The sequence below is a fragment of the Pseudomonas sp. PvP009 genome, assembly GCF_017832995.1.
Lineage (GTDB): Bacteria > Pseudomonadota > Gammaproteobacteria > Pseudomonadales > Pseudomonadaceae > Aquipseudomonas > Aquipseudomonas syringae.
This window is the reverse complement of the sequence record NZ_JAFIBG010000001.1, coordinates 1,603,099-1,621,470: the sequence shown is the minus strand read 5'-3', so window position 1 is coordinate 1,621,470 and position 18,372 is coordinate 1,603,099. Positions and strand designations below refer to the sequence as shown.

Here is an 18,372-nt window from a genome sequence, read left to right as displayed (position 1 = left end):
GCTTTGGGTTTCCACAGAACGGTCAATCACTGAGCAGACGTCCGTGACGCAGCGCCGTGCGCCCCGCCACCTTGGCCAGCCAGAAACCGGGTTGAGCGTAACGAAGCCGCTCGATGGCGAACAACACCCCGGCAGTATTCGCACAAATGGTACTGACCTGATCGGACAGCGGGTCGATCACTTCGAACAGCGGATCGCCCGCCTCGACCCTCTCGCCAGCAGCGCGCAGGAACGTCACCACGCCAGGGTGCGGCGCATAGAGCAATTCGGTGCCTTCGAACGGCAAGCCCTCGCAGGCTTCATGCGCCGGCTGCGGCCAGTCGCCGCCGATGAAGCCCTGTTCGGCGAGAAACGCCAGAATGCCCTCGGCGTGCGCGAGGGCCTGCGGCTTGCCAGTATCGGCCTGACCGCCCAGTTCAAGGGTAGTCGCGAGGCAGGCCAGCGGGATCTGCGCCTGCGGGAAAATCCGCGAAAGGCGCAACCACGGCAGCGAGCAGGCTTCATCGAAGGAGCTGCCACCGGAATCCTCGGCGAGCAGCGCCACCTGGATATTCAGATGCGCCGACAGCGAACGCCATTGTGGCCAGTGCTGCGGCAAGGCGTACATGTGCAACGCGGCATCGGCATCACAATGCAGATCGAGCACCACATCAGCGACGCAGGCATGACTGAGCAGGATGCGTTGCATGCCTTGCAATTCGCTCTGCGGCGCGGGCAGACCTTCGAGCGCAGCGCTCATTGCCTGGCGAATCAGCCGGGTATTGGCGCGCGGGTCGTCGCCCAGTTGACCTTCCAGCAACTCGGCGACCGGCTCGCTCAGCTCGGTGAAGTCACGGTTGAAATTCTTGCCACTGCCGAACTCGAAACGGCCCTGATGCGCACCTTGCAGCAACTGCCCCAGGCCCAGTGGATTGGCCACCGGCACCAGTTCGACGACACCTTTGAGGAGGCCCTGCTGCTCCAGCTCGGTGAGGCGTTTTTTCAGCTCCCAGGCCGTGCGCATGCCGGGCAGTTCGTCGGCATGCAGGCTGGCCTGGATGTAGGCCTTGCGCTCGCCGGTGCCGAAGCGAAAGACGCTCAGCGTGCGTTGGGTGCCGAGGGTGCTCCACGGCAATACATGATCGGTTCTTTGCATTTCAGACCTTCCGTGGGGCGAGGTAGCCCAGCCAGCGGCGTTCGGCGATCTTGAACAGCCGCACCAGAATGAATGTCAGGCACAGATAGAAAACGCCTGCGGTGATGTAAGCCTCGAAAGGCAGGTAGAACTGCGCATTGACCGTACGGGCCGCGCCGGTGATGTCGATCAGGGTCACGATGGACGCCAGACTGGTGGTCTGCAGCATCATGATGACCTCGTTGCTGTACTGCGGCAGCGCCCGGCGCAAGGCCGAGGGCAGCAGAATGCGCCGGTACATCTTGGCTTTCGACATGCCCATGGCCCGCGCGGCCTCGATTTCACCCGCCGGTGTGGCCTTGAGGCTGCCGGCGATGATCTCCGCCGTGTAGGCGCTGGTGTTGATGGTGAACGCCAGGCAGGCGCAGAAGGTGGCACTGGACAGCCAGGGCCACAAAAAGCTTTCGCGCACCGCATCGAACTGAGCCAGCCCGTAATAGATCAGAAACAGCTGCACCAGCATAGGCGTGCCGCGAATCACGTAGGTGTACAGCCACGCAGGGATGTTCACCCAAGGGTTTTTCGAGACTCGCATCAGGCCCAGCGGCAATGCCGCCAGCAGCCCGAACGCGAGTGAAATCGCCAGCAGCTTCAGGGTGGTCAGCAGGCCGCCGAAGTACAGCGGCAGACTGTCCCAGATCACGTTGTAGTCAAAGATCATAGGTCAGCCGCCCTCACGCCCACCGAGTAGCGTTTTTCGAGGTAACGCAAGGCGAGCAGCGACACGCTGGTGATCACCAGGTACATCGCCGCAACCGCCAGAAAGAAGGTGAAAGGCTCGCGGGTGGCATCGGCCGCCTGCTTGGCCTTGAACATCATGTCCTGCAGACCGACCACGGAAATCAGCGCGGTGGCCTTGGTCAGCACCAGCCAGTTGTTGGTGAAACCGGGAATCGCCAGACGAATCATCTGCGGCACCAGAATACGGAAGAACACCTTGCCGCTGCTCAGGCCATACGCCATGCCCGCCTCGGCCTGCCCCTTGGGAATGGCCATGAACGCACCGCGAAAGGTTTCCGAGAGATACGCGCCGAAGATGAAGCCCAGCGTGCAGATGCCTGCCATCAACGGATCAAGGTCGATGTAGTCGTCAAACCCCAGCAAGGGGGCGACGCGGTTGAGCAGGTCCTGGCCGCCGTAGAAGATCAGCAGAATCAGGACCAGATCGGGAATACCACGAACCACCGTGCTGTACAGGTCGCCCAGCCAGGCGATCCAGCGTACCGGAGACAGCCTCAGCGCCACGCCGATCAGACCGAGAACGATCGCCAGAGCCATCGACGACAGGGCCAGCTGCAACGTCAGCCAGGCACCTTCGAGGATGACAGCTCCGTAACCTTTCAACATGATGTGCGGTCCTCAAGCGTGGAATAAAAATGGCGCAATCCAGGCAATTCTGTTTGCGCCATTGGTCAGGGTAAGGACGACGACTTATTTGCCGTAGATATCGAAATCGAAATACTTGTCCTGGATAGCCTTGTACTTGCCGTTGGCACGGATCGCGGCGATGGCGGCGTTGAGACGGTCAAGGTCGGCCTTGTCGCCCTTGCGCACGGCAATGCCGATGCCGTCACCAAAGTATTTCGGATCGACGAACGACGGACCTACGAACGCATAGCCTTTGCCTGCGTCGGTTTTCAGGAAGCCGTCCTGCAACAGCGTGGCGTCGGCGACAGTACCGTCCAGGCGACCTGCACCGATGTCCAGGTAGATTTCGTTCTGCGAGCCGTACGGCGTCACTTCGACACCTTTGGGAGCGAGGACTTCACGGGCGAAACGCTCGTGGATCGAGCCACGCTGCACGCCGATCTTCTTGCCCTTGAGTTCAGCCAGGCTGTCGCTGACCGTAGTGCCGTCCTTCATAACCAGACGCGCCGGGGAATTGTAATACTTGCCGGTGAAGTCCACGGACTTCTTGCGGTCGTCAGTGATGGACATCGACGACAGGATCGCGTCGATCTTGCGCACTTTCAGCGCCGGGATAAGGCCGTCGAATTCCTGCTCGACCCAGGTGCACTTGACCTTCATTTCTTCACACAGCGCATTGCCGATGTCGTAGTCAAAGCCGACGATGCTGCCATCCGGGGCCTTGGACGCGAACGGAGGGTAAGCCGCTTCGATACCGATTTTCAGTGGTTTTTCATCAGCAAAGATCGGCTGGGCGAGCACGGACAACGCCATCGCGCCAATAAGCATGAGCTTTTTCATTTCCAGGGACTCCATCGGTAAAGCACGACAAGTGGCAAAGTGAGCAAGCGCCCAATGTGCGAAAGGACAATCTCGGGGAAAAGCGACGCCGGATACGTGACACCGCGCTGGCGGCTCACAGCCCTTCGGCGAATGAGGGGCATTTTAACGACAGGCTCGAAGTCGATATTTCTTCAATGCGACAACTAGTTACAGAAGCGCTTGAAAACCCACTACACGGTATTGACGGGGCCCGCTTCTGCTGATCCAGCAGCGCAGACTCAACCTGTCATAACAGCAAAAAGCGCGCCCATTATTGGCAAACCCTTTTAATCCGGCAAGCCCAGCGTGCCACATGGCGATTTAAAAGCCTTGCTGCGTCGTACTTTCCTACATAGAAACCCCAGACATGTCCCACAACGAAGCACTGCGCGACAACGCCGTGTAAACCGGTAACAACCCGATATATATCCCTTTTCCCTTACCAGACGCCGAAAACGAAGGCGCCCCGTTCGGCTCTCACCGAACGGGGCGCTTCAGTCACAGGATCGCTCAGGCAGCGTTCATGGCCTTGTGCGTGTCGATCAGATGCTGCACCACGCCCGGGTCGGCCAGGGTGGAGATATCACCCAGCGCATCGTACTCGGCGGTCGCAATCTTGCGCAGGATGCGGCGCATGATCTTGCCCGAACGAGTCTTCGGCAGGCCGGGCGCCCACTGAATGAAGTCAGGCGAGGCAATCGGGCCGATCTCCTTGCGCACCCAGTTGCGCAATTCGGTGCGCAACGCGTCGCTCGGTTCTTCACCGCCGTTGAGGGTCACATAAACGTAAATGCCCTGCCCTTTCAGGTCATGCGGCACACCGACCACAGCAGCCTCGGCGACTTTCGGGTGCGCAACCATCGCACTTTCGATTTCAGCCGTGCCCATGCGGTGGCCGGAAACGTTGAGCACGTCATCCACACGCCCGGTGATCCAGAAATAACCGTCCTCGTCACGACGGGCACCGTCACCGGTGAAGTACATGCCGCGGAACGTCTTGAAGTAGGTGTCGACGAAACGGTCATGATCGCCGTACAGCGAGCGCGACTGGCCCGGCCACGAATCGAGGATCACCAGATTGCCCTCGGCAGCGCCCTCGATGAGGTTGCCCAGGTTATCCACCAGCGCCGGAATCACACCGAAGAACGGACGTGTCGCCGAGCCCGGTTTCAGGGCGGTCGCGCCTGGCAACGGGCTGATCAGGATGCCGCCGGTTTCGGTCTGCCACCAGGTATCGACAATCGGGCAGTTCTGCTTGCCGACCGTGTTGTAGTACCAGGCCCAGGCTTCCGGGTTGATTGGCTCGCCCACCGAACCCAGCAGGCGCAGGCTGGAACCGTCGGCACCTTCAACGGACTTGGTGCCTTCAGCCATCATGGCGCGAATCGCGGTCGGCGCGGTGTAGAGGATATTGACCTTGTGCTTGTCGATGATCTTCGACACGCGGGTAATGTCCGGATAGTTCGGCACGCCTTCGAACAGCAGCGTGGTCGCACCATTGGCCAGAGGGCCGTAGACAATGTAACTGTGCCCGGTGACCCAGCCGACGTCGGCGGTGCACCAATAGACTTCGCCTGGTTTGTAGTCGAACACGCGTTCGTGGGTCAGCGCCGCATACAGCAGATAACCTGCAGTGGTGTGCAGCACGCCCTTGGGTTTGCCGGTCGAGCCCGAGGTGTAGAGAATGAACAGCGACTCTTCAGCACCCATCTCTTTCGGCGCACAGGTGCTGGACGCCACTTCCAGAAGCGAGTGGTACCAGATGTCACGGTGACGGTTCCATTCGATCTCGCCCCCGGTGCGCTTGCAGACGATGACCTTCTGCACGCTGCTGGTTTCCGGGTTGGTCAGGGCGCGGTCGACGTTGGCCTTGAGCGCCGTCTTCTTGCCGCCACGCAGACCTTCGTCAGCGGTGATGACCACTTTGGAACTGCAATCGATGATCCGGCCTGCCAGCGCTTCGGGCGAAAAGCCGCCGAACACCACCGAGTGAATCGCACCGATCCGCGCGCACGCCAGCATGGCGACCACAGCCTCGGGGATCATCGGCATGTAGATGGTCACAACGTCACCACGGTGCACGTCCTGGCCACGCAGCGCGTTGGCGAACTTGCACACTTCGGCGTGCAGTTCGCGGTAGGTGATTTCCCGGTGCTCGGAAGGGTCATCGCCCTCCCAGATGATGGCGATGCTGTCGCCGCGTTCTTCCAGATGGCGATCCAGGCAGTTGTAGGCAACGTTCAGCGTGCCGTCGGCGAACCATTTGATATCGACACGGTGATCATCGAACGAGGTCTGTTTGACCACGGTGAAAGGTTTGATCCAGTCGAGGCGCTGAGCCTGTTCACGCCAGAAACCATCAGGGTTGACCACCGACTGCTGGTACATGGCCTTGTAGGTCGCTTCATCCGTCAGCGTAGTCGCTGCGACTTCTGGGCGGACGGGGTACAGGGAAGCTGCACTCATCTTGGTTACCTCGGTGGATAGTTGTTGTTTTATGCCCCTGTTGTATCCCGCCCCACCCGCAGGGGCCATTCGACGTTGGTCTTACCGGGCGGGGCCGGAGCTGCAAGCCATAAGCTGCAAGCCGCAAGCATTAAGCCCGAAAGCTTGAAGCTTGCAGCTGCCCTCAAGATTATTACCATTTTGATAAAAGCGCTTATCCAAAGTCTTTATATATGCGCTGTCGCAACAGGCATAGAATTCGATCCGCCAACAAGGCAGACATCAACTGCCCCCACGCAGTGTTGTTCCAACTCGAAAAACGTATCAGACCGCCTTAGCCCATGACGTCAAAAACGTGATGCGACGGCGCTCACTTTGAAAAAGGTAAACGACAATGAAAGCTTTATTAGTGGCATTGGCCCTGTGCGGCATCAGTAGTTTCGCCATGGCCGAAGAATCGCAGACCAAAGTGGCTGCGCAACAGGCGCGTGTCGAGCAATATACCTACGGCACTCATCTGGATATCGCCCGGGTTATTTCCATCAGCCAGATCCCTAACGTCTGCGCAGTGGTCCCGGCGCGCATGGTGTATGAAGATTCGCAAGGCGCGCGCCACACCATGGGCTATCAGGTGATGGGCAACGGCTGCAGCAACGGTTGAGGCTTCTTACGGTTGCAACCTGTGCACGACGCCTCGCCGCTCTTTATAAGGTGCGAGGCGCATGCACGAAGTGGCCGACAGGACTATCAATGAGCAAGTTATTTATCGACTGGATGCGGATCTGATTCGCGCCCCAATTCATAGTCGCGCAACTTGTTGGCAATCGTTGTATGAGACACCCCCAAGCGTTTACCTAATTGGCGACTGCTGGGATATTGCGCATACAGTTGTTCCAGCACCGACTTTTCAAAGCGCCCGATAATAGCGCCCAGCCCGCCCTCCAGCGACGCCTCACTCAATCCCTGGCGCACGCCGTAATCCGGCAAACGGATATGCTCGGCCTGCACCTTGCCGCCATCACACAGCGATACGGCCTGAAACAATACGTTTTCCAGTTGTCGCACATTGCCGGGCCAGTGGTACTGACTCAGACGCTTGATGGCCGCAGGTAATATGCCGGGCAGCGGACAGCCTATCTGTCGGCTGGCCTGATCGAGAAAATGCTCCACCAGAGGCTCAAGACCGTCCAGACAGTCGCGCAGTGGCGGTATATGCAGCGACAGCACGTTAAGGCGATGATAAAGGTCCTGCCTGAACATGCCTTTGGCGCACAGCTCCGAAAGATCGACCTGGGTCGAACACATCACTCGCACATCAAGAAACATGTCCTCGTCACTGCCGACCCGGCGAAAGCTGCCGTCCTGAATGAAGCGCAGCAGTTTGGCCTGCATACGGGCGCTCAGCTCACCTACACCATCGAGAAACAGCGTGCCGCCCGCGGTCAGTTCCAACAGCCCCAGCCGCCCTTCCGCACGCGCGCCGTCGAACGCACCAGGGTCATAACCGAACAGCTCGATCTCGGCCATGGACTCCGACAACCCGGCACAGTTGAGTGCCATCAGCGGTGACTGGCCGCGCGGGCTTGCCAGGTGACAGGCGCGGGCCAGCAATTCCTTGCCAGTGCCGGTTTCGCCCTCGATCAGCAGCGGCGCATCGAGGGGCGCCATGCGCCGCGCCTCGCGAACCACGGCAGCCATGACCTTCGAGCTCTGAAAGATGCTGTCGAAGCCACGCAGCTCCTGCTTGCGCACATGGTAGATGCGCTCGCCGATCCGATCCGCGCGGTGCAGCGTCAGCACGGCCCCGGCCATGGCTTCGCTGTCGTCATGTTCCGATTGCAGAGGTGCGATGTCGGCAAGAAACACATCGCCACATACCTTGACCCGCAGCCCATTGATCCGCGACTGGCTGGCGCGCACCAGCTCAGGCAGGTCGAAATCTTCGGCGTAACGCGACAAGGGCATGCCCGGCACTTCATCGACCCGCACGCCCAGCAACTGCGCAGCGGCACGATTGGCCGCAACGATCGCCCCGCCCATGTCGATGGACAACACCGGGAATTCCAACGCGCCGAGCAAGGCATTGAGCTCCATGTGCCGGCGCTCGCTGGGCATCAGCCCGACGCGCTTGACGCCGAACACCCCGGTGATCGCCTCGAACTTCGGGCGGAGGGCCTGGAACTGCAGGTTGATCAGGTTCGGGCAATGCAGATAGATCGCGTCACCGTGTTCGCCCCCCACTTCACCGCGCGCCACGTTGACGCCGTAAGCCACCAGCAGATCGAGAATGTCGCGAAGAATGCCGATGCGGTTCTGGCAGTGCACCTTGATGCGCATGAGTCATCGTCTCTGTAGGGGTATGTTTTTTTATGAAGCGGGAAAATTAATGTCAACAATACGTTACGCATGCGCGCTTCGCGAGCGGCAGGATGCTTGATTTCAAGCCTCTTCCATCGCAAGCGTAAACTTTTCGTTACGAACCAGTGATCAAACCCATGCGCTACCCTGCTCACACCCACTGACGTGCCCTCGAAACCGGGTTATTCCTGAACACAGGCTTTTACAAGAACACTCTAAAAACACCAGCCTTTCGAGGATATCAGCATGGCCCAGACGCTTTACGTGGCACGCGAGCCGGACGCTTCGGGTTTCATCGATTACACGGCGGACGAACATGCGGTATGGAACACCCTGATTACCCGACAGATGAAAATCGTCGAAGGACGTGCCTGTCAGGAGTATCTGGACGGAATCGAGCACCTAGGCCTGCCGCTCGATCGCATTCCTCAGCTAGGCGAAATCAACAAGGTTCTGGGCGCGACCACGGGCTGGCAGGTCGAGCGAGTGCCCGCGCTGATCCCCTTCCAGACGTTTTTTGAACTGCTGGCCAGCAAGCGCTTTCCGGTGGCGACGTTCATTCGTAGCGCAGAAGAACTGGACTACCTGCAGGAACCGGACATCTTTCATGAAATATTTGGCCACTGCCCGCTATTGACCAATCCATGGTTTGCCGAATTCACCCACACCTACGGCAAACTCGGCCTGAGCGCGAGCAAGGAACAACGCGTGTACCTGGCCCGGCTGTACTGGATGACCATCGAGTTTGGTCTGGTCGATACACCGCAAGGACGGAAAATCTACGGCGGCGGCATCCTTTCTTCACCGAAGGAAGCGTTGTACAGCTTATCGGCAGCCCCCGAACACCAGCCTTTCGATCCGCTTGAGGCGATGCGCACCCCTTATCGCATCGACATTCTGCAACCGCTGTACTTTGTCCTGCCGGATCTGAAGCATCTGTTCGACCTGGCGCAGCAAGACATCATGGCGCTGGTCGGGCAAGGCATGCAGTTGGGCTTGCACGCTCCCAAGTTTCCACCTAAAACCAAAAGCCACGCCGCCTGACGCTCGGCCCGCTATCCGAAAAGGACACTCTGCTTATGACCACCTTGAATCAAGCCCACTGTGAAGCCTGCCGTGCCGATGCGCCGCAGGTCAGCGAAGCCGAATTGCCGGAACTGCTCAAGCAGATCCCGGACTGGAACATCGAGGTCCGCGACGCGGTGATGCAGCTGGAAAAAGTGTTTCTGTTCAAGAATTTCAAATGGGCGCTGGCGTTCACCAATGCCGTGGGCGAAATTGCCGAAGCGGAAGGCCATCACCCGGGCCTGTTGACCGAGTGGGGCAAGGTGACCGTGACCTGGTGGAGCCACTCGATCAAGGGCCTGCATCGCAACGACTTCATCATGGCCGCGCGCACGGATGAAGTGGCCAAGGGTGCAGAAGGCCGAAAATAAAATGATCAACGGGCCGCGGACCCTGCTCACGCGGTCCGGCCCAATGAAATCAAGCTGCTCAGCGCCTCGCGAGGCGAAAAGTCGGACAGTGAAAAAGCCATTTTGTTTCACGATCAGGGCAATCGGGGTAAAAAAATATCCTGATTGTCATTTTCAGTGGGTTATCCTGCGCATGCTTTTTTAAAGCACGGTTCTATCTGCAACCCCTTGCGAGGAGCGACGACGATGCATGAAATCCCTAACTTCCCACCAGGCCAACAGGAACCACAACAGTCGACTCTGGCTCAGCAAGAGCTTGGTCAACCTGTAGCAATGAAAGCAGCACCCTCGGCTCAAGACAGCCAGAAAGCCGGACGCAAAGACTGAAGGCGATTGTTTTCAGGCGTATCGAAAAACGGTTTTGCCGGTTTTCAATACGCCTGGAAAACCAGCAACAGGCAAACAGCAGATTTTTATGAGCGACTTCACTGAAACCCAAGCCAGCGCCCTGATTGGCACCGCCGAGAAAATGATCGAGATCTGGTCACGCCTCAGCCCGGAAAAACAGAGCGCCCTGCTCGCCCGTTTCGGTACTCAGGAAAACGCCTTGGCCGCACTTGTGACCACACACCTTGTGGCACCCAGAGACGAATAGCCCCCTCCATTCAGGTTTATTTCAATCTGTTGCACCTGCATCGCCCGATGCATCGGTATGATAAGCACTTCGAGAGCTTGCTAAGGGTTTTCCCTGCCCGCTCGAACGCCATGCCCGCAAAAGAATGAAAGCCCGCCCCATGTCCGAGACACAGCAAAACACACCACAAACCCCGATGGCCGTTACCCTGACCGTCGTGTCCATCGTGATGTTCACCTTTATCGGCTACCTGAACATCGGCATCCCCCTCGCCGTTCTGCCCGGCTACGTCCACAGTGATCTGGGCTTCGGTGCAGTCATCGCCGGGCTGGTCATCAGCGTGCAGTACCTGGCCACGCTGATCAGTCGCCCCTGGTCGAGTCGCATCATCGACAATCTGGGCAGCAAAAAAGCTGTGCAGATCGGGCTGACCGGTTGCGGGCTGAGCGGTGTGTTCATGCTGGTGCCGGTCTGGCTGGACAGTTGGCCGATGGCGAGCCTGGTGATTCTGCTGATTGGCCGGGTGATCCTCGGTGCCGCGGAAAGCCTCGTCGGTTCTGGCTCGATTGGCTGGGGCATCGGCCGGGTCGGCGCGCAGAACACCGCCAAGGTCATTTCCTGGAATGGCATCGCCAGCTACGGCGCGCTGGCCATCGGTGCGCCACTGGGTGTGTGGATGGTCGACGAACTCGGCCTGTGGACAGTGGGTGTGAGCATCATGCTGCTGTGCGCGCTGGGGCTCTACCTGACGTGGTATAAAGAGCCCGCGCCGATCGTGCAGGGCGAGCGACTGCCATTCATGCATGTACTCGGACGAGTGTTTCCGCATGGCATGGGCCTGGCGTTGGGCGGTATCGGTTTCGGCACTATCGCGACGTTCATCACCCTGTATTACGCGAGCAACCACTGGCCGAACGCCGCGCTGTGCCTGACGCTGTTTGGTGGCAGCTTCATCGCCGCGCGCCTGCTGTTCGGCAGCCTGATCAATCGCCTGGGCGGCTTTCGAGTGGCGATTGTCTGTATGTCCGTGGAAAGCCTGGGGCTCTTGCTGCTGTGGCTTGCGCCCACTCCGGACCTGGCACTGGCTGGCGCGGCGCTGACCGGTTTCGGATTCTCGCTGGTGTTCCCGGCGCTGGGCGTGGAAGCGGTCAATCTGGTCCCGGCGTCAAGCCGAGGCGCGGCAGTGGGCGCCTACTCGCTGTTCATCGACCTGTCACTGGGCATCACCGGCCCACTGGCAGGCGCCATTGCCGCCGGCTTCGGCTTCGTCTCGATCTTCCTGTTCGCGGCACTGGCGTCACTCACCGGGTTGGCGTTGAGCGTTTATCTGTACAAGCAGGCGCAGGTACTACGCCAGTAATGATCGGTGCTCATAGTCATACAGGTCCTGAAGAGCCCGGAAAGCAGAGTTTTCAGGCTGCTCGTAGGAGATTCTATGGTTTTGGGAAAGCCCTCAAGCCACTTTTGTTTGATATTCGCTCTGGTTCTTTAACAGAGCGAAGACTACTCGAGCCAACTTTCGGGAGAGCATGACCAGCGCTTGAGTTGTACTAAAGCCACGCTTTCTCTGCTCTTCATAAAAAGGCTTCCAGGCCGGCGTACGGCTCCCGGACATAGCCGCGTTGTGCAGCAACCGTCGGGCTTCTGGATCGCCGCGTTTGGTCAATCGACGAGGTCCATCACTTTGCCCTGATTTGGATACTCTCAGGTCCAGCCCAAGAAACGCGATAAAGGCGTTCGCTCCGCTGAACTCGCCTCGCTGAAAAGAAGTGACCAAACGAGCTGCAGTCAGAAAGCCGATCCCTTCTACTTTCATACAGCGGTTGACCTGCCTCATCAGCCCGGCTTCCTGCAGTACATCGCGAATCTTCTTTTCAACGAGCGCCTCAAATCGTTTCATCGAGTTGACCTGATTGGTGAACGCTGTTCTCAGAAAAGGCTCGTTGGTCCAGCTTTGTACCAGGCCAGTACGAGCCTGAACCAAGGCTGCACGACGTCGGAACAGGCTCAGAAGCTGCCGATAAAGCGGGCTCGCAGGTATCCAGGGCCGCAACTCATCAAGCTCGTTTTTCAGGTATCGGGCCAACAAACGAGCATCTTGGGCATCGGTTTTGGCGCGTATGTTGACGCCTTTACGGTAATGACTGAGCTGATAGCCATCCACCATATAAACGTCACAGCCTGCTTCGTGGGCCGCATCCGCGAACAGGACGTGATAGACGTTAGTGGCTTCGATGGCGATGGCGCGGCTGCTCGCCAAGGCCTTCAGCCATTGGGTGATGGCGACTTTGGTATTGGGGATTGCCTCAAGTCGATCATATTGATCGTGGTAGATCACCAGCTCATTCTTGGCGACATCTACACCGATGATCGGTTTTTCCAGAGTAACCCGCATTGCCATAACGCCTCCTCGGGGATAAGGTTTACAGACTTGAAGGGGCCACCCAGAGGCGCAGGCTTGTTTCTATCGTAGGTTGTGAGCCTTAAGCATTCTTTATCGGCGCTTGGGTGAAAGGAGGAGGGGTGAAATCTCCTACGGGTCTGTACTGCGCGAACAGTCAGAAGCGAACTAAGTCCCTCCTCCTCCCTTCAAGTCTTACCATACAAGCGAACTTGTTCGCGAAGACATTGTTTTGAACGCCAGATCTTCCGAGACGGTACGGGCCCTTTCGCGAACAAGTTCGCTCCTACGTTCGAGCGTGGGAACGGGGCTTTTGTAGGAGCGAACTTGTTCGCGAAGGCATTGTTTTGAACGCCAGATCTTCCGCGACTGTACGGGCCCTTTCGCGAACAAGTTCGCTCCTACGTTCGAGCGTGGGAACGGGGCTTTTGTAGGAGCGAACTTGTTCGCGAAGGCATTGTTTTGAACGCTAAATCTTCTGCGACTGTACCGGCCCTTTCGCGAACAAGTTCGCTTGTATGGTAAGACTTGAAGGGAGGAGGAGGGACTTAGTTCGCTTCTGACTGTTCGCGCAGTACAGACCCGTAGGAGATTTCACCCCTCCTCCTTTCACCCAAGCGCCGATAAAGAATGCTTAAGGCTCACAACCTACGATAGAAACAAGCCTGCGCCTCTGGGTGGCCCCTTCAAGTCTGTAAACCTTATCCCCGAGGAGGCGTTATGGCAATGCGGGTTACTCTGGAAAAACCGATCATCGGTGTAGATGTCGCCAAGAATGAGCTGGTGATCTACCACGATCAATATGATCGACTTGAGGCAATCCCCAATACCAAAGTCGCCATCACCCAATGGCTGAAGGCCTTGGCGAGCAGCTGCGCCATCGCCATCGAAGCCACTAACGTCTATCACGTCCTGTTCGCGGATGCGGCCCACGAAGCAGGCTGTGACGTTTATATGGTGGATGGCTATCAGCTCAGTCATTACCGTAAAGGCGTCAACATACGCGCCAAAACCGATGCCCAAGATGCTCGTTTGTTGGCCCGATACCTGAAAAACGAGCTTGATGAGTTGCGGCCCTGGATACCTGCGAGCCCGCTTTATCGGCAGCTTCTGAGCCTGTTCCGACGTCGTGCAGCCTTGGTTCAGGCTCGTACTGGCCTGGTACAAAGCTGGACCAACGAGCCTTTTCTGAGAACAGCGTTCGCCAATCAGGTCAACTCGATGAAACGATTTGAGGCGCTCGTTGAAAAGAAGATTCGCGATGTACTGCAGGAAGCCGGGCTGATGAGGCAGGTCAACCGCTGTATGAAAGTAGAAGGGATCGGCTTTCTGACTGCAGCTCGTTTGGTCACTTCTTTTCAGCGAGGCGAGTTCAGCGCAGCGAACGCCTTTATCGCGTTTCTTGGGCTGGACCTGAGAGTATCCAAATCAGGGCAAAGTGATGGACCTCGTCGATTGACCAAACGCGGCGATCCAGAAGCCCGACGGTTGCTGCACAACGCGGCTATGTCCGGGAGCCGTACGCCGGCCTGGAAGCCTTTTTATGAAGAGCAGAGAAAGCGTGGCTTTAGTACAACTCAAGCGCTGGTCATGCTCTCCCGAAAGTTGGCTCGAGTAGTCTTCGCTCTGTTAAAGAACCAGAGCGAATATCAAACAAAAGTGGCTTGAGGGCTTTCCCAAAACCATAGAATCTCCTACGTTCGAGCGTGAGGGCTTTTGTAGGAGCGAACTTGTTCGCGAAGGCATTGTTTTGAACGCTAAATCTTCTGCGACGGTACGGGCCCTTTCGCGAACAAGTTCGCTCCTACGGCCTGCGGCCAGAATCAAGCGTAGACTTTTGTATAGCGCTGAGCACTGCGTGGCACGAGACTGAAAAACACCTCAAAAATCCACTTTCCCGCGTCCGGCCTTGATCGAGCCGCGTTTGCTCTTGGACTCCAGGCGCCGGGTCTTGGAGCCGAGCGTCGGACGGGTCGGGCGGCGTTTCTTTTCGACCTTGGCCGCGTTGACGATCAGCTCACTCAAACGCAGCAAGGCATCGGCACGGTTCTGCTCCTGGGTCCGATACTGCTGAGCCTTGAGCACGATCACGCCGTCGCTGGTAATCCGGCTGTCACTCAACGCCAGCAGCCGTTCCTTGTAAAACGGCGGCAGCGATGAGGCGTTGATGTCGAAACGCAAATGCACCGCGCTGGAGACCTTGTTGACGTTCTGCCCGCCCGCGCCCTGAGCACGGATAGCGGTCAGTTCGATCTCTGCATCCGGCAGATGAACGTTGTTGGAAATCACCAGCATCGGGGTCTCTTCTTCTCGGAAACGGGCAAGGCTATTTGCCAGACTGTGCAGATAGGACAACGCTACGCCTGTTTTTGGCCCGGTAACAGACCCACATCACCGCCAGCCACACAGGTATCGCATAGACCGATATGCGGATGCCGGGGATCATCAGCATGATGCCGAGGATAAACACCACAAAGGCCAGGCACACATAGTTGCCATAGGGATACCACAGCGCCTTGAACAGCGGCACCTGGGCGGTCCGGTTCATGTGTTGGCGGAATTTCAGGTGCGAGTAGCTGATCATCGCCCAGTTGATCACCAGCGTGGCCACCACCAGCGACATCAACAGTTCCAGCGCCTGCTGCGGCACGAAATAGTTGAGCAGCACCGCGACCAGTGTCACGGCGGCAGAGGCGAAGATCGCCTTGACCGGCACCCCGCGTTTGTCGACCTGGGCCAGCGCCTTGGGCGCATCACCCTGCTCGGCCATGCCCACCAGCATGCGGCTGTTGCAGTAAGTGCCGCTGTTGTAGACCGACAGCGCTGCCGTCAGCACCACAAAGTTGAGGATGTGCGCAGCCGTGTCGCTACCGAGCATCGAGAAAACCTGCACGAACGGGCTGCCGCTGTAGGAATCGCCAGACGCATTGAGGCTGGCCAGCAGGCTGTCCCAGGGCGTCAGCGACAACAGCACCACCAGCGCGCCGATGTAGAAAATCAGGATGCGGTAGATGACCTGGTTGATCGCCTTGGGGATTACGGTTTTTGGCTGTTCGGCTTCGGCAGCGGTGAAACCGAGCATCTCCAGGCCGCCGAAGGAGAACATGATGATTGCCAGCGCCATCACCAAACCACTGACACCATTGGGAAAGAATCCGCCATGCTCCCAGAGGTTACTGACCGAGGCCTGCGGACCGCCGCTGCCACTGACCAGCATGTAACTGCCCAGCGCAATCATGCCGATGATCGCCACCACCTTGATGATCGCGAACCAGAACTCGGTCTCGCCGAAGACCTTGACGTTGGTCAGGTTAATGGCATTGATCAGCACGAAGAAGGCTGCCGCGGAGACCCAGCCCGGGATGTCCGGCAACCAGTAATGAATGTATTTGCCGACGGCAGTCAGCTCGGACATACCGACCAGGATGTACAGCAGCCAGCAATTCCAGCCCGACAGGAACCCGGCGAAACCGCCCCAGTAGTTGTGGGCGAAGTGGCTGAACGAGCCGGCGACCGGCTCTTCGACAATCATCTCGCCCAGCTGGCGCATGATCATGAAAGCGATGAAGCCACAGATGGCATAACCTAGAATCATCGACGGCCCGGCTGATTTCAGCACGCCCGCCGAACCGAGAAACAGGCCCGTCCCGATGGCACCGCCCAAGGCGATCAACTGGATGTGTCGATTCTTCAGGCCACGTTTCAGTTCGCCCGAGGGTGAGGTTGTTTCACTCATTCAATAGCCACCTGATCGATCTTGTTCTGTGACGGAATAGAACCTGCTGCGCTCGTGGCGCAACAGAATTGCAGCGTTCGAGGCGGATGGCCCGGAGCGTTGAACAGCACTGTTTCACAGAAAAAAGCGCAGCATTGTACACGTGCAACCCGGCTGAGGTTCAAAACAGGGAGGTCGATGCGCGACGGCAGTGTGACAGCGCTTTTCAGAGCGACGAAAACGACAACGCCAGCCCTGTGGACTGGCGTTGCCATTCATTCACAACGAGCGATCACTCAGGCTTGCGACGACCGAAACCCGGACGCTGACCTGAACCTGCCGGTGGGCCACGACGCTTGCCTGACGGCGCATCATCGTTGACCAGCTTGATGCCGACACGCTTCGGGCCCGGCTTGGCCGGACGCTTGTTCATGTCGCTCGGACGCTCGGCGACCGGCGTACCACGGCTGTTGTCGGCCGGACGCGGCGCGCGTGAACCGGGCTTGCCCGAATCCTTGCGCGACGAAGGACGCTGAGTCGAATCGCCACCGCGCGGACGATCACGCTCGCTGCCGGTGATCTGCGGCTGACGCGGTGCGCGCTCGCCGCCGGCTGCCGGAGCACCAGCTGCAGGACGCAAGGTGCGAACGCGCTCGCCTTTGCCCAAAGGGCGCGACGATTGACGCTGCAGACGCTCCATCTTGTCTTTGGTCTTGGCATTCATCTGCGGCTGGGCCACAGGCTGCAGACCGACTTCGGCTGCCAGAATGTCGACTTCGTACTGGCTCATTTCGCGCCAGCGGCCCATCGGCAGGTCGGAGTTGAGGAACACCGGCCCGTAACGCACGCGCTTCAGGCGGCTGACCACCAGCCCCTGGGATTCCCAGAGACGACGCACTTCGCGGTTACGGCCTTCCATCACCACGCAGTGATACCAGTGGTTGAAGCCTTCGCCGCCCGGTGCCTGCTGGATATCGGTGAAGCGTGCAGGACCATCTTCGAGAATCACACCGTTCTTGAGGCGCAGCAACATGTCGTCATCGACTTCGCCACGCACACGAACCGCGTATTCACGGTCCATTTCAAACGATGGGTGCATCAGGCGGTTGGCGAGTTCACCGTCGGTGGTGAACATCAGCAGGCCGGTGGTGTTGATGTCGAGACGACCAATGTTGATCCAGCGGCCTTCTTTCGGGCGCGGCAGACGATCAAACACGGTCGGACGGCCTTCAGGGTCGTCACGGGTGCAGATTTCACCATCGGGCTTGTTGTACATGATGACGCGACGGACCGTTTCGGCCGCTTCTTCGCGCTTGATGACGCGACCATCGACACTGATGGCGTCATGCAGGTCGACGCGTTGACCGAGGGTCGCGTCCTTGCCGTTGACCTTGATACGGCCCTGGGTAATCCAGGCTTCCACGTCACGGCGTGAACCCACGCCAATGCGCGCCAGAACCTTCTGCAGCTTTTCGCCTGCGGGTCCGATTTCCTGGCTGTCCTGCTTGTCTTTTTCACTCATCTGGGCACCTCCCGGTGTGTCGAATCAGGGCTGGCCGAGAACCGGCAAGACCTGTGCCCGGCGCGCTGTGGATAGCGGCAAGGCGAAATACTTGAAAGCCCGGGCGACACTTGATCGCCGAGGGTCGGCCATCATACGCCCCTGCGCCGGTTTACGCATCCGGCGTCAGCGGCAAATGCCCGAATCACTTCTTCTTTTTACGACCGGCGGTCTTGAGCTTCGCCAGCCGCTTGGCAGACTCATCGAGCACCGTGCGCTTGTCGTCCTTGTCGAGCTTCTTCCAGGACTTGATTTCGCGCTTGCTGCGACCGCAGCCCAGACAAATATCATCATCGAACTTGCACAGGCTGATGCAGGGGTTCTTGGTCGAACTCATGGGCAGCGAATCTCATGGCGAGTGGTATCAGATGTGACCCTGGGCTGGCGCATGAATTCGACCGGAGTGCGCGGAACGTTGGCACGACAATTCTGATTATCGT

Annotated in this window: 17 protein-coding genes; 6 read left to right on the top strand and 11 right to left on the bottom strand. The window is 58.5% G+C overall.

Annotation, left to right across the window (positions count from 1 at the left end; translation table 11 throughout):
* Positions 1–22: 22 nt before the first annotated feature.
* The 5 genes from JOE29_RS07180 to acs all read right to left on the bottom strand — a co-directional run bounded on the left by JOE29_RS07180 (position 23) and on the right by acs (position 5,869).
* Complete coding sequence (locus JOE29_RS07180) at positions 23–1,135, bottom strand: succinylglutamate desuccinylase/aspartoacylase family protein (protein WP_044313586.1); 1,113 nt, start codon at positions 1,133–1,135, stop codon at positions 23–25.
* Position 1,136: 1 nt separating this feature from the next.
* Positions 1,137–1,835, bottom strand: coding sequence for an ABC transporter permease (locus JOE29_RS07175; RefSeq protein ID WP_024648262.1), 699 nt, complete (start codon positions 1,833–1,835; stop codon positions 1,137–1,139).
* On the bottom strand, positions 1,832–2,521 hold the full coding sequence (locus tag JOE29_RS07170) for an ABC transporter permease (protein ID WP_003314732.1): 690 nt from the start codon (positions 2,519–2,521) through the stop codon (positions 1,832–1,834). Before JOE29_RS07170 ends, JOE29_RS07175 begins: the two co-directional genes overlap by 4 nt.
* 84 nt (positions 2,522–2,605) lie before the next feature.
* Positions 2,606–3,382, bottom strand: a complete 777-nt coding sequence (locus tag JOE29_RS07165) for an ABC transporter substrate-binding protein (protein ID WP_003424807.1) — start codon at positions 3,380–3,382, stop codon at positions 2,606–2,608.
* Positions 3,383–3,913: 531 nt separating this feature from the next.
* Complete coding sequence (gene acs, locus JOE29_RS07160; protein ID WP_003342595.1) at positions 3,914–5,869, bottom strand: acetate--CoA ligase; 1,956 nt, start codon at positions 5,867–5,869, stop codon at positions 3,914–3,916.
* A 373-nt stretch (positions 5,870–6,242) separates the two neighbouring features.
* Here acs and JOE29_RS07155 point away from each other — a divergent pair, with 373 nt between their 5' ends.
* Positions 6,243–6,509 (top strand): DUF2790 domain-containing protein, encoded by a 267-nt coding sequence (locus tag JOE29_RS07155; protein ID WP_003342597.1) that lies wholly within the window; start codon positions 6,243–6,245, stop codon positions 6,507–6,509.
* 98 nt (positions 6,510–6,607) lie between these two features.
* Here JOE29_RS07155 and JOE29_RS07150 read toward each other — a convergent pair whose 3' ends face one another.
* Positions 6,608–8,185, bottom strand: coding sequence for a sigma-54-dependent transcriptional regulator (locus JOE29_RS07150; protein ID WP_210079222.1), 1,578 nt, complete (start codon positions 8,183–8,185; stop codon positions 6,608–6,610).
* 267 nt (positions 8,186–8,452) lie between these two features.
* On the opposite strand from JOE29_RS07150, the gene phhA reads away from it, so the two are divergent.
* The 4 genes from phhA (at position 8,453) to JOE29_RS07130 (ending at position 11,615) form a co-directional block, all read left to right on the top strand.
* A complete protein-coding gene (gene phhA, locus JOE29_RS07145) occupies positions 8,453–9,250 on the top strand; it encodes a phenylalanine 4-monooxygenase (protein WP_044313584.1) in 798 nt (265 codons plus the stop codon).
* A gap of 35 nt (positions 9,251–9,285) precedes the next feature.
* Complete coding sequence (locus JOE29_RS07140; protein WP_003342603.1) at positions 9,286–9,642, top strand: 4a-hydroxytetrahydrobiopterin dehydratase; 357 nt, start codon at positions 9,286–9,288, stop codon at positions 9,640–9,642.
* A gap of 454 nt (positions 9,643–10,096) precedes the next feature.
* Positions 10,097–10,276 (top strand): hypothetical protein, encoded by a 180-nt coding sequence (locus tag JOE29_RS07135; RefSeq protein WP_054994329.1) that lies wholly within the window; start codon positions 10,097–10,099, stop codon positions 10,274–10,276.
* Between the two features lie 139 nt (positions 10,277–10,415).
* On the top strand, positions 10,416–11,615 hold the full coding sequence (locus JOE29_RS07130; protein WP_137983803.1) for an MFS transporter: 1,200 nt from the start codon (positions 10,416–10,418) through the stop codon (positions 11,613–11,615).
* A gap of 93 nt (positions 11,616–11,708) precedes the next feature.
* Here the strand turns inward: JOE29_RS07130 and JOE29_RS07125 are convergent, their stop codons facing one another.
* Positions 11,709–12,656, bottom strand: coding sequence for a transposase (locus tag JOE29_RS07125; RefSeq protein ID WP_210078781.1), 948 nt, complete (start codon positions 12,654–12,656; stop codon positions 11,709–11,711).
* Between the two features lie 720 nt (positions 12,657–13,376).
* Between JOE29_RS07125 and JOE29_RS07120 the strand changes: the two genes are divergently transcribed.
* A complete protein-coding gene (locus JOE29_RS07120) occupies positions 13,377–14,324 on the top strand; it encodes an IS110 family transposase (RefSeq protein WP_024648092.1) in 948 nt (315 codons plus the stop codon).
* A gap of 213 nt (positions 14,325–14,537) precedes the next feature.
* Here the strand turns inward: JOE29_RS07120 and arfB are convergent, their stop codons facing one another.
* From arfB to JOE29_RS07100, 4 genes are all read right to left on the bottom strand, one after another.
* Positions 14,538–14,951, bottom strand: a complete 414-nt coding sequence (arfB, locus tag JOE29_RS07115) for an alternative ribosome rescue aminoacyl-tRNA hydrolase ArfB (RefSeq protein WP_003314723.1) — start codon at positions 14,949–14,951, stop codon at positions 14,538–14,540.
* A gap of 31 nt (positions 14,952–14,982) precedes the next feature.
* Entirely contained in the window at positions 14,983–16,392 is a 1,410-nt protein-coding gene (locus JOE29_RS07110) for an amino acid permease (RefSeq protein ID WP_004416880.1), read from the bottom strand.
* 271 nt (positions 16,393–16,663) lie between these two features.
* Positions 16,664–17,893 (bottom strand): 23S rRNA pseudouridine(2605) synthase RluB, encoded by a 1,230-nt coding sequence (gene rluB, locus JOE29_RS07105; RefSeq protein WP_210079220.1) that lies wholly within the window; start codon positions 17,891–17,893, stop codon positions 16,664–16,666.
* A gap of 184 nt (positions 17,894–18,077) precedes the next feature.
* A complete protein-coding gene (locus JOE29_RS07100; RefSeq protein ID WP_003314720.1) occupies positions 18,078–18,269 on the bottom strand; it encodes a DUF1289 domain-containing protein in 192 nt (63 codons plus the stop codon).
* Between the last annotated feature and the right edge of the window lie 103 nt (positions 18,270–18,372).